This window comes from Streptomyces sp. NPDC002793 (genome assembly GCF_040295485.1).
Taxonomy (GTDB): domain Bacteria; phylum Actinomycetota; class Actinomycetes; order Streptomycetales; family Streptomycetaceae; genus Streptomyces.
In genome coordinates, this window is sequence record NZ_JBEOVL010000007.1 from 45,495 (window position 1) to 58,862 (window position 13,368).

At 71.4% G+C, this 13,368-nt stretch carries 16 protein-coding genes; 13 read left to right on the plus strand and 3 right to left on the minus strand.

The genetic code is table 11. The annotated features are described in order from the left end of the window. Positions 1–12 precede the first annotated feature (12 nt). Both ABT001_RS08800 and ABT001_RS08805 read right to left on the minus strand, forming a co-directional pair. Positions 13–642, minus strand: a complete 630-nt coding sequence (locus ABT001_RS08800; protein ID WP_351274405.1) for a class I SAM-dependent methyltransferase — start codon at positions 640–642, stop codon at positions 13–15. 25 nt (positions 643–667) lie between these two features. After that, the gene (locus ABT001_RS08805; RefSeq protein ID WP_351274408.1) at positions 668–1,453 is read right to left on the minus strand and encodes an SAM-dependent methyltransferase; all 786 of its coding nucleotides are present in this window, start codon (positions 1,451–1,453) and stop codon (positions 668–670) included. Positions 1,454–1,849: 396 nt separating this feature from the next. On the opposite strand from ABT001_RS08805, the gene ABT001_RS08810 reads away from it, so the two are divergent. The 11 genes from ABT001_RS08810 to ABT001_RS08860 all read left to right on the plus strand — a co-directional run bounded on the left by ABT001_RS08810 (position 1,850) and on the right by ABT001_RS08860 (position 11,464). Continuing rightward, positions 1,850–2,611, plus strand: coding sequence for a DeoR/GlpR family DNA-binding transcription regulator (locus ABT001_RS08810; protein WP_351274411.1), 762 nt, complete (start codon positions 1,850–1,852; stop codon positions 2,609–2,611). A 178-nt stretch (positions 2,612–2,789) separates the two neighbouring features. Beyond that, a complete protein-coding gene (locus ABT001_RS08815; RefSeq protein ID WP_502967445.1) occupies positions 2,790–4,148 on the plus strand; it encodes an ABC transporter substrate-binding protein in 1,359 nt (452 codons plus the stop codon). Next, positions 4,145–5,116 carry a carbohydrate ABC transporter permease gene (locus tag ABT001_RS08820; RefSeq protein WP_351274412.1) on the plus strand — a complete coding sequence of 324 codons (972 nt, stop codon included), beginning with the start codon at positions 4,145–4,147 and terminating at the stop codon, positions 5,114–5,116. Before ABT001_RS08815 ends, ABT001_RS08820 begins: the two co-directional genes overlap by 4 nt. Then, positions 5,113–5,985, plus strand: a complete 873-nt coding sequence (locus ABT001_RS08825) for a carbohydrate ABC transporter permease (protein ID WP_351274414.1) — start codon at positions 5,113–5,115, stop codon at positions 5,983–5,985. Before ABT001_RS08820 ends, ABT001_RS08825 begins: the two co-directional genes overlap by 4 nt. Continuing rightward, on the plus strand, positions 5,985–6,974 hold the full coding sequence (locus ABT001_RS08830; RefSeq protein WP_351274416.1) for a zinc-dependent alcohol dehydrogenase family protein: 990 nt from the start codon (positions 5,985–5,987) through the stop codon (positions 6,972–6,974). Before ABT001_RS08825 ends, ABT001_RS08830 begins: the two co-directional genes overlap by 1 nt. Next, complete coding sequence (locus ABT001_RS08835) at positions 6,971–7,879, plus strand: PfkB family carbohydrate kinase (RefSeq protein WP_351274418.1); 909 nt, start codon at positions 6,971–6,973, stop codon at positions 7,877–7,879. Before ABT001_RS08830 ends, ABT001_RS08835 begins: the two co-directional genes overlap by 4 nt. A 354-nt stretch (positions 7,880–8,233) precedes the next feature. Continuing rightward, positions 8,234–8,656 carry a DUF6221 family protein gene (locus tag ABT001_RS08840; protein WP_351274421.1) on the plus strand — a complete coding sequence of 141 codons (423 nt, stop codon included), beginning with the start codon at positions 8,234–8,236 and terminating at the stop codon, positions 8,654–8,656. Positions 8,657–8,761: 105 nt separating this feature from the next. Beyond that, entirely contained in the window at positions 8,762–9,649 is an 888-nt protein-coding gene (locus tag ABT001_RS08845) for an SDR family oxidoreductase (RefSeq protein WP_351274423.1), read from the plus strand. Between the two features lie 70 nt (positions 9,650–9,719). Beyond that, positions 9,720–10,094 carry a hypothetical protein gene (locus tag ABT001_RS08850; protein ID WP_351274425.1) on the plus strand — a complete coding sequence of 125 codons (375 nt, stop codon included), beginning with the start codon at positions 9,720–9,722 and terminating at the stop codon, positions 10,092–10,094. A gap of 15 nt (positions 10,095–10,109) precedes the next feature. Then, the gene (locus ABT001_RS08855; RefSeq protein WP_351274428.1) at positions 10,110–10,607 is read left to right on the plus strand and encodes a peptidylprolyl isomerase; all 498 of its coding nucleotides are present in this window, start codon (positions 10,110–10,112) and stop codon (positions 10,605–10,607) included. Positions 10,608–10,759: 152 nt separating this feature from the next. Continuing rightward, positions 10,760–11,464: a ribonuclease H family protein gene (locus ABT001_RS08860; protein WP_351274430.1), complete on the plus strand. Its 705-nt coding sequence runs from the start codon at positions 10,760–10,762 to the stop codon at positions 11,462–11,464. A 15-nt stretch (positions 11,465–11,479) separates the two neighbouring features. On the opposite strand, the gene ABT001_RS08865 is transcribed toward ABT001_RS08860, so the two are convergent. Then, on the minus strand, positions 11,480–11,929 hold the full coding sequence (locus tag ABT001_RS08865; RefSeq protein ID WP_351274818.1) for an ATP-binding protein: 450 nt from the start codon (positions 11,927–11,929) through the stop codon (positions 11,480–11,482). A gap of 196 nt (positions 11,930–12,125) precedes the next feature. Here ABT001_RS08865 and ABT001_RS08870 point away from each other — a divergent pair, with 196 nt between their 5' ends. Both ABT001_RS08870 and ABT001_RS08875 read left to right on the plus strand, forming a co-directional pair. After that, complete coding sequence (locus ABT001_RS08870; RefSeq protein WP_351274433.1) at positions 12,126–13,004, plus strand: Scr1 family TA system antitoxin-like transcriptional regulator; 879 nt, start codon at positions 12,126–12,128, stop codon at positions 13,002–13,004. 88 nt (positions 13,005–13,092) lie between these two features. Continuing rightward, a complete protein-coding gene (locus ABT001_RS08875) occupies positions 13,093–13,350 on the plus strand; it encodes a WhiB family transcriptional regulator (RefSeq protein ID WP_351274436.1) in 258 nt (85 codons plus the stop codon). Positions 13,351–13,368: the final 18 nt, after the last annotated feature.

Here is a 13,368-nt window from a genome sequence, read left to right on the forward strand (position 1 = left end):
AAGACCGCCAGGTCACCGGCGGCAGTCGAGGAAGAGGTGGGGCTCGGGTACCGCCCCCGGGTGCGACGGCGTGAACACCGTGCTGTCCTCGTGCAGGACGGTGAGCCCGGCGCCCGTCACGAGCGCCCTGAACGCCTCGGGACCGAAGCTGTTCACCCGTACCTCCTGGCCCATGAAGACGGCGCTCACCCCCTCCACATCCAGCGGCACCGTCGCCAGGGCAAGCCGGCCGCCCGGCTTGAGCGCCGCCGCCAGGCGGTGCACGAGTGCACGCTGCTCGTCGCGTGACATCTGCAGGAGCGAGAAGTAGACGCAGACCGCGTCGAAGCTCTCCTCCTCCAGCGGGACCTCTCGGATGTCGGCGCAGCGGAAGGACGCCTCGGGAACACGCGCGGACGCCAGTTCCGCCATGACGGGCGAGACGTCGACCCCCGACACCTCGTGCCCGGCTGCCGCCAGTGTGTGGGCTGTCGGCCGGCCCGTTCCGCTGCCGACGTCCAGAACCCTGCTGTGCGGGGGCAGCACCTCCAGCAGCCGGTCCAGCGAAGCGCGGTGCGCGGCCGAGCCGGCGAAGGCCGTCTCGTAGTCGGCCCCGATGGCGTCGAACGCCTCGGCTGCCGCGTGCCGGCTGTCTTCGGTCATGACTGCGTCCTCTTCCGGACCGGTGCTACGGGATGCGGGCGACCGCGACGTAGACGCCGCTCATCTCCGGATCGGGGGCGGGCGTGGAGCGGAACCACTCGGGGGCCGTCACCAGACCCGGCTCGACGATCTCCAGGCCCTCGAAGAAGCCGGCGAACTCGGCGCGGGTGCGCAGCGCGAGCCGGATGCCGCCCTTGCCGTACTCGGCCGTCCCCTGCTCGCCGCGCTCGGGGTTCACGTCCGAGGCACCCTGGGACAGCACCAGGTAGCTGCCCGGCCGCAGAGCGTCCGTCAGGGTGCGCACGATGGCCCGCGGGTCCAGGTCGTCGGGGAGGAAGTGGAGAAGACCCAGGAGCGACAGGGCCACGGGGCGGTCGAAGTCCAGGACCTTGCGGGCCGCGTCCAGAATGGTGCCGGGCCGGAGGACATCCGCGTGTACGTAGTCCGTGGCCCCCTCCGGGGTGCTGATCAGGAGGGCCTCCGCGTGCCGCAGGACGATCGGGTCGTTGTCGCAGTAGACGACCCGAGACCGCGGATTGATCCCCTGGGCGATCTGGTGGAGGTTCGGCGCGGTCGGGATGCCCGTGCCGATGTCCAGGAACTGGCTGATCCCCTCGCCCGCCAGCCAGGCCGTCGCGCGGTTCATGAAGGCACGGTTCTGGAACGCCCCCGCCTTCGCCTCGGCCGGCAGCTGCCGGGCCACGGCCTCGTCCACCGGGTAGTTGTCCTTGCCGCCGAGCAGCGAGTCGTAGACCCGGGCCGAGTGAGGCCTGCTGGTGTCGATCGGTGGCTGGGGCGTCCCAGTTGTCATGACGAGCTCCGTTGCAGATGAGGTGAACTGCTCCACCTGCGAAGTCTGCCACAGCAACTGACAGGGGTGAGGCTGTCGTTGAGGCGGCGAAATGACCTCGGCGCAGGCGGGTGCCGACTCGCCGCACAGGCCCGCCGGGCGCCTGAGTGACCGCTGACGGGCACCGAACGGGCGCGGAACGGGCGTGGACGTCGGCGATGCGGACACCGGACACGGGCCCCGGTGCGGGGACGACGTCACCCACCAGCGGGGGAGCTGTGAGGAAGCGGGCATGAACGGGCACAGCCCGTGGCGCGAAGAAGCTGGCCGAACAGCCGTCACTGCTTGTACAAACAATGCGTGGCCCGAACGGACACCGGGACCACGGCAGATACGCACTAGCGCAGGGATGGTGTCGTGGGCACCGAGGAACGCCGACGAGGAATTCTGGAGACGGCTCGCCGGGACGGTGCGGTCGATGTGAGCCGGCTGGCCGAACGGTTCGAGGTGGCCAAGGAGACCATCAGACGCGATTTGCACATCCTCGAGGAACACGGCCTCGTGCGCCGCACGCACGGTGGTGCGTACCCGGTCGAGAGCGCCGGGTTCGAGACCACCCTGGCGATGCGCACCACGCACCACGTGCCGCAGAAGTCGCGTATCGCGACGGCGGCCGCCGGTCTGCTCGGTGACGCCGAAACGGTCTTCGTGGACGAGGGTTTCACCCCGCAGCTCATCGCCGAAGCGCTTCCCCGCGACCGGCCGCTGACGGTGGTCACCGCCTCACTGGCCGTCGCGTCGGTCCTCGCGGACGCCGAGAAGACCGCCGTCCTCCTCCTGGGCGGGCGCCTGCGCGGCAGCACCATGGCGACCGTCGACCACTGGGCCACCCGCATGCTCGCCGACTTCGTCATCGACCTGGCCTACGTCGGCGCGAACGGCATCTCGCGCCAGTACGGGCTGACCACCCCGGACCCGGCGGTCGGCGAGGTCAAGGCGCAGGCCATGCGCAGCGCCCGCCGTCGTGTCTTCGCCGGGGTGCACTCCAAGTTCGGTGCGGTGAGCTTCTGCCGTTTCGCCGATGTCGGAGACTTCGAGGCCGTGGTCACCGACACCGGGCTGCCGTCCGCGGAGGCCCAGCGCTACTCCCTGCTCGGCCCGAACGTCATCCGCGTCTGAACCGACCGACGGCGGTCGCCGGACCTCCGTCCCCCCACCCCGCCGAACCGTCCCCGCCCGCCTCGCCGTTTCCGGCAGGAGGCCGGAGGACCGCCCCGCCATGCCCTGAACCGTGAGGAGAGCCGGAGGGCACGGGCCTCGATCCGCCAGCCGTTACGACCGATCAGGAGAACTACTTATGCCCCACCAGCAACGACGCCGTGGGACCCGCGTGCGTGCGGTCGCGGGCACGGCGGTGATGACCTTCCTCGCCGCCGGGTGCGCCGGAGCAGGCGGCACCGCGTTCGGAGGCGGTGACGCGCTGAACGTACTGATGGTGAACAACCCGCAGATGGTCGAGCTGCAGAAGCTCACCGCGGAGCACTTCACCGAGGAGACCGGCATCAAGGTCCACTTCACGGTGCTCCCGGAGAACGACGTCCGGGACAAGATCAGCCAGGACTTCTCCAACCAGGCCGGACAGTACGACGTCGGCACCATCAGCAACTTCGAGGTGCCCTTCTTCGCGAAGAACGACTGGCTGCACCCGCTCGACACCTACGCGGCGGAGGACACCGCCTTCGACCAGGACGACATCCTCGAACCCCTGAGGGAGTCGCTCACCGCCGAGGGGAAGCTCTACGCCGAACCCTTCTACGGCGAGTCGTCCTTCCTCATGTACCGCAAGGACCTCTTCGAGGCGAAGGGGCTGACGATGCCCGAGCACCCCACCTGGGACCAGGTGGCCGGACTCGCGGCACAGGCGGACGGCGCCGAACCCGGCATGAAGGGCATCTGCCTGCGCGGCCTCCCCGGTTGGGGTGAACTCATGGCGCCGCTCACCACCGTCGTCAACACCATGGGCGGCACCTGGTTCACGGAGGACTGGCAACCCCAGCTCACCTCACCCGAGTTCAAGAAGGCCACGAAGTTCTACGTCGACCTCGTGCGCGAGCACGGGGAACGCGGAGCCTCCCAGGCCGGGTACGCCGAGTGCCTGAACAACATGACCCAGGGCAAGACCGCCATGTGGTACGACGCCACGGCGGGTGCCGGCTCCCTGGAGGCGGCCGGCTCCCCGGTCAAGGGGAAGATCGGCTACGTACCCGCGCCGGTCGAGCAGACCAAGAGCTCGGGATGGCTCTACACCTGGGCCTGGGGCATCCAGAAGGCATCCAAGAAGTCGGACGACGCCTGGAAGTTCGTCTCCTGGGCCTCCGGCAAGGAGTACGAGGCACTCGTCGGTGCGACCAGCGGCTGGTCCAACGCGCCCGCCGGCAAGCGGGCCTCCACCTACGACAACCCCGAATACCGCAAGGCGGCGGGCGCGTTCGCGGACGTCACGGAGCAGGCCATCTCCGGCGCCGACCCGAAGAACCCGGGCGTCCAGCCGCGCCCCGTGCCCGGCATCCAGTTCGTCGGCATACCCGAGTTCACCGATCTCGGCACCAGGGTCGCCCAGGAGATCAGCGCGGCCATCGCCGGCCGCCAGTCCGTCGACAAGGCGCTGGCCACTTCCCAGAAGCTGGCCGAACAGGTCGCCAAGGAGTACCGATGACCACAGCAGCCGACACCATCCCCCAGTCGCCGCCCCGGCCACCCGCCGCCCCGGCCCCCGCCCGCAGGAAGACCGGCCCCCGGGCCTGGGCCACCAGGGCTCCGCTGCTACCGGCGCTGATCTTCCTGATCGTCGTCACCCAGCTGCCGTTCGTGGCGACCCTGGTGATCTCCCTCTTCGACTGGAACTCGCTCAACCCCGACAAACGCGCCTTCAACGGGCTCGACAACTACGCCTCCGTCTTCACCGACGCCGCGCTCCGGGACTCGGTCCTCACCACGATCCTGCTGACCGCCGGTGTCGTCATCACCACCGTGGTCCTCGGACTGGCCCTCGCGCTGCTCCTCGACCGCACGTTCTTCGGCCGGGGCATGGTCCGCACCCTGCTCATCACGCCGTTCCTGATCGTGCCCGTCTCCGCCGCCCTCCTGTGGAAGCACGCGCTCTACAACCCCGAATACGGCCTGTTCAACGGCGCGCTCAGTTGGCTCGGAGACCTCTTCGGCGACACGAGCCCCAGCCAGCCGGACTGGATCGCGGACATGCCGCTGCTCGCGGTCATCGCCGCGCTCGTCTGGCAGTGGACGCCGTTCATGATGCTGATCCTGCTCGCGGGGCTCCAGAGCCGGCCCGCCGAGGTCGTCGAGGCAGCACGTCTGGACGGCGCGAGCGTCTGGCAGACCTTCCGCTACCTCACCCTGCCGCACCTGCGCAGGTACCTCGAACTCGGCGTCCTGCTCGGCGCCGTCTACATCGTGCAGAACTTCGACGCGGTGTTCACGATCACCGCCGGCGGACTCGGCACCGCCAACCTTCCGTACACGATCTACCAGACCTTCTACCAGGCCCACGAATACGGACTGGCGTCCGCCGCGGGGGTCGTGGTGGTGATCGGCACGATCATCATCGCCACCTTCGCGCTCCGGACCGTCTCGTCCCTCTTCAGTGAGGAGGCGAACCGCGCATGACCACCGCCACCGTCCCCGCTCCGTCCGCACAGCGGATCCAGCGGCGGGCCAAACGCCGCTCCACCGCACTGGGCCTGCTGGCCTGGGCCGCGGGACTCGCCTTCTGCCTGCCCGCTCTGTGGATGCTGCTGACCTCGCTGCACGCGGAGTCGGACGCCGCCACCAACCCGCCGTCCGTCTTCGCGCCCCTCACCCTCGACGGCTACCGTGCCTTCTTCGGCTCCGAAACCGGGGTCACTCCGTGGCCGCCCCTGCTGAACTCCCTGGGCGCGTCGTTCTTCTCCACGGTCCTGGTGCTCCTGCTGGCGCTGCCGGCGGCGTACGCCCTCTCCATCCGGCGCGTCCCCAAGTGGACGGACGTGATGTTCTTCTTCCTCTCCACGAAGATGCTGCCGGTCGTCGCGGGCCTCCTCCCCATCTACCTGTTCGCCAAGAACGCCGGGATGCTGGACAACATCTGGCTCCTCGTCCTGCTCTACACCTCGATGAACCTGCCGATCGCGGTCTGGATGATGCAGTCGTTCCTCGCGGACGTACCGGTGTCCGTCATCGAGGCCGCCCAGGTCGACGGCGCGAGGCTGCCGACCGTCCTCGCCCGGGTGGTCGCGCCCATGGCCGCGCCGGGAATCGCGGCCACCGCGCTGATCTGCTTCATCTTCAGCTGGAACGAGTTGCTCTTCGCGCGGGTGCTCACCGGTGTCGTCGCCCAGACGGCACCCGTCTTCCTCACCGGATTCGTCACCAGCCAGGGCCTCTTCCTCGCCCAGCTGTGCGCCGCGTCCGTCGTCGTGTCCCTGCCGGTGCTCGCCGCCGGCTACGCAGCCCAGGACAAACTCGTCCAGGGCCTGTCTCTTGGAGCAGTGAAATAATGCGGGCAGCGATCGTCGAAGCCCCCGGCAAGGTCTCCGTCACCACCGTCCCCGACCCGACGCCCGGCCCCCGTGACGTCGTCGTGTCCGTCGCGTCGTGCGGGCTGTGCGGGACCGATCTCCACATCCTGCAGGGCGAGTTCGCTCCCACCCTGCCGATCGTCCCCGGCCATGAGTTCGCCGGGGAGATCGTGGGCGTCGGCCGGGACGTCACGGAGCTGGCCGTCGGCGACCGGGTCGCCGTCGACCCCTCCCTGCACTGCCACGAGTGCCGCTACTGCCGCGTCGGGCGCGGCAACCTCTGCGAGCGATGGGCCGCGATCGGCGTCACGGTGGCCGGCGGCGCGGCCGAGTACGCCGTCGCCCCCGTCGCCAACTGCGTCAAGCTGCCCGAGCACATCGACGTGAAGGACGCGGCCCTCATCGAGCCGCTGTCCTGCGCGGTCCGCGGTTACGACGTGCTGAACAGCACCCTCGGCGCGGAGGTGCTCATCTACGGCTCCGGGACCATGGGCCTGATGATGCTGGAACTCGCCAAGCGCACCGGGGCCGCCGGAGTGGACGTCCTGGACGTCAACCCGGACCGCCTCGCCACCGCGGCGCTCCTCGGCTGCTCCCGGTCCGCGGCCGCGGCCGACGAACTGGACCGCCCCGGCGGCTGGGACGTCGTCATCGACGCGACCGGCAACGCGGCCGCCATCCAGGACGGCCTGGGCCGCGTCGCCAAGGGCGGCACGTTCCTCCAGTTCGGAGTCGCCGACTACGCGGCGAGAGCGGTCATCGAGCCGTACCGGATCTACAACCAGGAGATCACCATCACCGGCTCGATGGCCGTCCTGCACAGCTACGAGCGAGCCGCCGCGCTCTTCGCCGCCGGGGTCCTCGACCCCGCCGTCTTCATCAGCGACCGGCTGCCGCTCGACGCGTACCCGCAGGCCATCGACCGCTTCAAGGCGGGTATCGGCCGCAAGATCGTGGTCCAGCCGTGACGGGCGGGCCCGGCGCCGTCCTCGTGCTCGGCGAGGCGCTCGTCGACCTCGTACCCGTGGCAGGCGACGGCGGCGTACGGTCCGCGCAGTTCGGTGGGGCCCCGGCCAACGTCGCCGTCGGACTGGCCAGGCTCGGCACCCCGGCGTCGTTCGCCGGGGGGCTCGGGGGCGACGGGTTCGCGCGGATGATCGAGGACCGGATGCGGGCGGCCGGGGTCGACCTCGGCCTCTGCGAACGCTCCGGCCTGCCCACCGCGCTGGCCGTCGCCGAACCGGGCGACGCCGGAACGGGGTACCACTTCCACCTCCAGGACACGGCGACCTTCCGGCTGCCGGACCTGTCCACGAGGGCCGCGGGGTTCGGGGCCGTGTACGTGGGCGGTCTCGCGGCCGTGGTCGAGCCGTCGGCGTCGGCCGTGCGGGCGACCGCTCTCGCGGCCGTCGAGCACTCCCTGCTCGTCGTGGACCCGAACGTCCGCCAGGACCGGACCCTGGGCGCGGACCACGGATCGGCGACGCTGCGCGAGCTGTGCGGCCTCGCCCATGTCGTGAAGGCCAGCGACGAGGACCTGGAAAGGCTGTGGCCGGGAACCGATCCGGAGGAGACCTGCAGGAAGCTCGCGGCACCGGGACGGCTGGTCGTCCTCACCCGGGGCGCGGAGGGCAGTACGGCGTACACGGCGACCGGGCCGCCCGTCTCCGCGCCGGCCGTGCCGGTCGAGGTCGTCAACACGATCGGCGCGGGGGACGCGTTCACCGCGGGCCTGCTGAGCCGCATGGGCGCGCTCGGTACGTTCACCGCGACACCGACTCCGGAGGAGGTGAGGGACATGCTGTCGTTCGCCGCCCGGGCCGCCGCCTCGGTGTGCGCACAGGCGGGCACGGAACCTTCACCGCCCGTGTGAGGAGCAGCCCTCGGAGGCGGTCCCGCGCCCACGCGCGGTTCACGCCTCATCGCTCACAGCACGGGTCCGCGGTCCGGCCCCTCGGGTGAGGCGTCGCCGGGGAGGAACCGGCACCTCACGGGGGGCCGACCGCGCCGAGCGTGGACATGTGCCCACGTGAGGGCCCGCCCGGCGGCTGCCCGCTGATTCCCGCCGGCCGCGACCGGACGCGGTGTCCGGCATACGGAACGAGTCCGGTGCGGACTGCGCCCGTGGCGCCCGGGTGAGGCATTCTCTGCTGGTCGGGCAGAACGGGCCCGCGGCGATGAGAGGATCTTCCGCCGCGGTCCGTGAGCGAGAAGGATGCGGAACCAGATGGCAGACAATTCGGACCTGTTGGCCTTCGTGCGGGCACGCCTCGCCGAGGAGGAGAGTGTCGCGCGGGAAGCGGGCGGCGACGGCTGGCGCACCCCGGCCGAGGCGCCCGGTGAGGTGCACGACCGCACCGGCGGCATCGCGTTCGTCGTACGGGCGCGCGGCTACGACCGGCACATCGCCCTCCAGGACCCGGCGCACACGCTGCGCCGCATCGAGACCACCAGGGTGCTCCTGGACGAGTACGAGGAGATCGCGGTTCTGGACTCCGATCGCCCGGCCCAGGACTTCACCTCGGGCCGCGCCGTCGGGCTGGGGTTCGTCGTCCGCCAGATGGCCGCCGAGCACGCCGGGCACCCCTCCTACCGGGTGAAGTGGCTGCCCCGCTTCTCCCACTGGGGCCCGCCCTCCCCTCCGGAATGAAGGCCGGCCAGGGCGTCCCCGCGGGGGCCGGTTCGCCTCGCGGGGCGGCCGGGCACCAGGAATGCTGGGGGAGGCACCACCGTCGCCGACCCCGAGGAGACATGGATGACGGGCACAGTCGGTCCCCTGGAGGGCCGTGTCGCCGTCGTGACCGGCGCGGCGCGGGGCGTCGGCGCGGCCATCGCGCGGGACCTGTGGAGCCGGGGCGCCACGGTCGCTCTGCTCGGCCTGGAGGAACCGGGCCTGGCAGCGGTGCGGGACTCGCTCCCCGGCCGTGCGCGGTGCTGGGAGGCCGATGTCACCGACGAGACCGCCATGGCGGAGGTGGCCGACGACGTCCGGAGGCAGCTCGGGCCCGTCTCGGTCGTGGTCGCCAACGCGGGGCTGGCCGAGGGCGGCCCCTTCGCGGAATCCGACCCGGCGACCTGGCGGCGCGTGGTCGAGGTCAACCTGATCGGCAGTGCGATCACCGCACGTGCCTTCCTGCCCCAGCTGCGCGCCACGCGTGGCTACTACCTCCAGATCGCCTCGCTGGCCTCCATCGGTGCCGCGCCCATGATGAGCGCCTACTGCGCTTCCAAGGCCGGTGTGGAGTCCTTCGCGCACGCGCTGCGCGCCGAGCTCGCCCACGAGCACGTCGGGGTGGGCATCGGCTACCTGAACTGGACCGACACCGACATGATCCGCGACGCCGACCGGTACGCCGTGCTGCGTGAGCTGCGGGCGCACATGCCCCGGCCTGCGCGCAAGGTCTACCCCGCGGAGTTCGTGGCGCGCCGCATGGGGCGCGCCGTGGAGCGGCGCAGCGCCGCGGCGTACGTGCCCGCGTGGCTCCGCACCACGCAGTGGGTGCGTGCCGCGATGCCCCCGGTCGTGACGGCCGTCTCGAAGCGCGTGCTGCCCGGCCTGGAGCGGCGGAGCCCCTTCGAGGCCACGGGGCTCCTGGGAGCCGGCGGCCGGGCCGACGCCGTGGGCCGACGGCACCCGGAGTGAGTACGGGGGAGCGGCTCGTCTGAGTACGTGACCCGATGGCGGCACGGGCCCCCGGCGGTCGAATGGGGTCATGGCCCCCGACGCGCCGACGCGCCCCCGCATCCAGAACCTGACCACTGCCGGAACGGCCCTGGCCGTGACCCTGCTCCCGCTGGCCGTCGGCGTCCTGCTGGCCAGGACGATGGCGCTGGATCCGATGACGCCCGTGAACGCGCTGGTCACCAGCGGCGGACAGCGCGTCCGTCTGGCCCCTTCGCGATGGATGCTGAAGGCCCGGACGCACGAGCTTCTGTCCCGGACCGGTGTCGGCAAGGGGGAAGCGGTATTCTCCTCACCGGTTCCCTGGCCGAAACGGCGTGGCACGGCTCCGACCGGTGGAACGCCTCCCATCGCGCGGCCGGCGGCTCCAGTGGGTGGGGCCTGTGCATCGGGGGACGGCAAGTGATGTCAGGATGGGCACATGACCATCAAGGCGTATTTCGACATCACCATCGACGACCAGCCCGCAGGGCGGATCGTGTTCAACCTCTTCGACGACGTGGCCCCCAAGACCGCGGAGAACTTCCGTGCGCTGGCCACCGGCGAGCAGGGCTTCGGTTACGCGGGCTCCCCGTTCCACCGGGTCATCCCGGACTTCATGCTCCAGGGCGGCGACTTCACCAACGGCAACGGCACCGGCGGCAAGAGCATCTACGGCGAGAAGTTCGCCGACGAGAACTTCACCCTGAAGCACAACAAGCCCGGTCTGCTCTCGATGGCCAACGCCGGCCCGAACAGCAACGGCTCGCAGTTCTTCATCACGACCGTCGTCACCCCGTGGCTGGACGGCAAGCACGTCGTGTTCGGTGAGGTCGCCGACGAGGAGAGCATGGGCCTCGTCCGCAAGATCGAGTCGTACGGCTCCTCGAACGGCAAGACCAAGGCGAAGATCGCCGTCTCCGGGTCCGGCGTTCTCTGACGCACTCGACGGGGCTCCCGGCCGGGTCGTGCGGCTGGGGGCCCCGAGTCACGTCCGGGCGTGGCCCGGCCCCCAGGGGGCCGGGCGTCCGGAAGGCGTACCGTACGCCGACTCGATCGTGACCCGGCCTCCAGGGCTGGCATGATCAGGGCATGAACGAGCGCATCATCGCCGCGTGTGACGGGGCATCGAAGGGCAATCCGGGACCTGCCGCCTGGGCGTGGGTCGTGGCCGATGACCTGGGCAACCCTCAGCGGTGGGAGGCGGGTCCGCTGGGTACCGCCACGAACAACGTCGCCGAGCTCACCGCCCTGCTGGAACTGCTGAGGTCGACCGATCCCGCTGTGCCCGTAGAGGTGCGCATGGACTCGCAGTACGCGATGAACGCGGTGACCAAGTGGCTGCCGGGGTGGAAGCGCAACGGCTGGAAGACCTCGGCGGGCAAGCCGGTCGCCAACCGGGAACTGGTGGTCGGCATCGACGAGCTGCTGAGCGGCCGCAGCGTGACCTTCCGCTACGTTCCGGCGCACCAGGTCGACGGCGACCCGCTCAACGCGGTGGCCGACCATGCCGCGAGTGAGGTGGCCGTCTCGCAGCAGGCGGCGGGTACCGCCCATGGCAGCGCGGAGATGCCGGTGCCGGCGCCCGCCCGCTCGACGAAGAGCCGGACGGCGGGAGCGGGGGCCGACAAGGGCGGGTCCTCGGCCGGCTCCACCGGACGGCCGCGCTCGGGCGGCACGATCCGGGCCAAGTTCGCGGGCCGGTGCCACTGCGGAAAGCCGTACGCGGCCAAGGACATGATCGCCAAGAATCCGAACGGCTGGGGTCACCCGGAGTGCCGGGCGGCGCTCGCCTGAGCTGCCACGGGGTGCTCAGACATCGGCCCAGACGAGGCGGCCGGACACGCTGGTGCGTGTGCCCCAACGCGTCGCCAGCGCGTCCACGAGCATGAGACCACGGCCGTCCTCGGCCACCGAGGCGAGGACGGAGGCATCGTCCGGGCCGCCCGAGACCACCGGGCCAGGGCCCTCCGTGCCACGTGCCCCGTCTGCGGGAGCGCCGCAGGGCTCCGCCTTCCGGGGACCGGGCAGGCCGGCCACGTGCAGCCTGCCGCGGTTCCACACGCAGATGCGCACCCGGCCGGGAGTCCGCAGCACGCGGCACCGGATCCGCCGGCCCGCGGTGTGCTCCACGGCGTTCGCGACCAGCTCGGTCATCACCAGGGCCGCCGTCTCGACGCGCTCGTCGGGCTCTCCCCATCCCCGCATGGCTTCCTGCACACGGTGCCTGGCGACAGGGACACCCCGGGGGAGTCGGGGGATCCACCAGCTCTGTGCGCTCCGGGCGCCCGAGCCCTCGGGGGCCGGACGCGTACGTATGACTATTTCCGACATGTACGTACTGTCCGCGCAAAGCGCATACTTTGCAAGAGACAGAATGTGGGGATGGGTCCGATTCGGCGGCTGCGACCGCTCCGACACCCCACCCCGCGCCGGAGCAGGCGAGGAAGGTGCGTGGATGAGGCCCCGGTCCGGCCCCACCGTCGAACACCGCGTCCTGGCGGCGCGCCTGCGGATGCTGCGGGAGCGTGCGGGCGTCAGCCTCCAGGCGGCGGCCGTGGCGCTGGGCGCCCACCCCGCCACGGTCCGGCGCATCGAACGCGCCGAGACCGGGCTCGACGCCCACCAGGTCCGTGTCCTCCTGGAGCGGTACGCGGTCCCCGCCGCCGAGGCCGAGCCGATCATGGCGGGGATCGCGGCCGCGAACCTGCCCGGCTGGTGGCACCGGTGGCGGGACACGCTGGAGCCGTGGCGACAGGAGGTCATCGGCATCGAGTCGTCCGCCGCGCTCATCCGGACCTGGCACCCCGCCCTGGTACCCGAACTCCTGCGCATCCCCGCCTACGAAGCCGTTCTGTGCCGGGCCCTGACCGGCGGTTCCCGGCGGCGGCGCGACCAGCACCTGGAACTGCTGGCTGAGCGCCGACGCCGGCTGGCGGAGCGCGGCGCCGCCCTCTGGGCCCTGATGCCCGCCGCGGCCCTCCACACGGATGTCGGCGGGCCCGCCGTGATGGCCGCACAGCGGGCGGCGCTGGAGGAGGCGGCCGGCCTGCGGCACCTCACCGTGCAGGTGCTGCCGCTCGACTCCCCGCCGCACCCCCTGACCGGGGTCCCGCCGCTCCACCTGCTCCGCGTCCCGGTCGCGGAGATCGGGGACCGGGCGATCCTGGAGATCCCGGGGGCCCGGGTGGACATCATCGACGAACCGGCCGCCGTCATGGACTACCGCATCCGGCTGGACGGAGCGTGCGCGATCGCACCACCCCCCGGTTCGCCCCTGCCCCCGCCCCTGCCCTCCGCCGGGCCGGAGGACAACCGGAACACCGGAAAGCCTTGAAGGACCGGCCAGTTGTGGTTTCGAACGCCCGATGACGGTCACGCGCACAGTGCGGAACCGAAACGGAGCCCGAGAAGGAGTGAGCGACATGGACAACTGGCGCATGCGCGCGGCCTGCCGCGAAGAGGATCCGGACCTGTTCTTCCCCATCGGCAGCAGCGGTCCCGCGGTCATGCAGACCGCGGAGGCCAAGACCGTCTGCGGGACCTGCCCCGTACGGGAAAAGTGCCTGGAATGGGCCCTGGAGAACGGCCAGGACGCGGGTGTCTGGGGAGGCATGGACGAGAACGAACGCCGTGCCCTGAAGCGTCGCCGTGCCCGGCAGCAGGCCAGGAGCCACGGGTGACGCCTCCTGGCCCCGGGC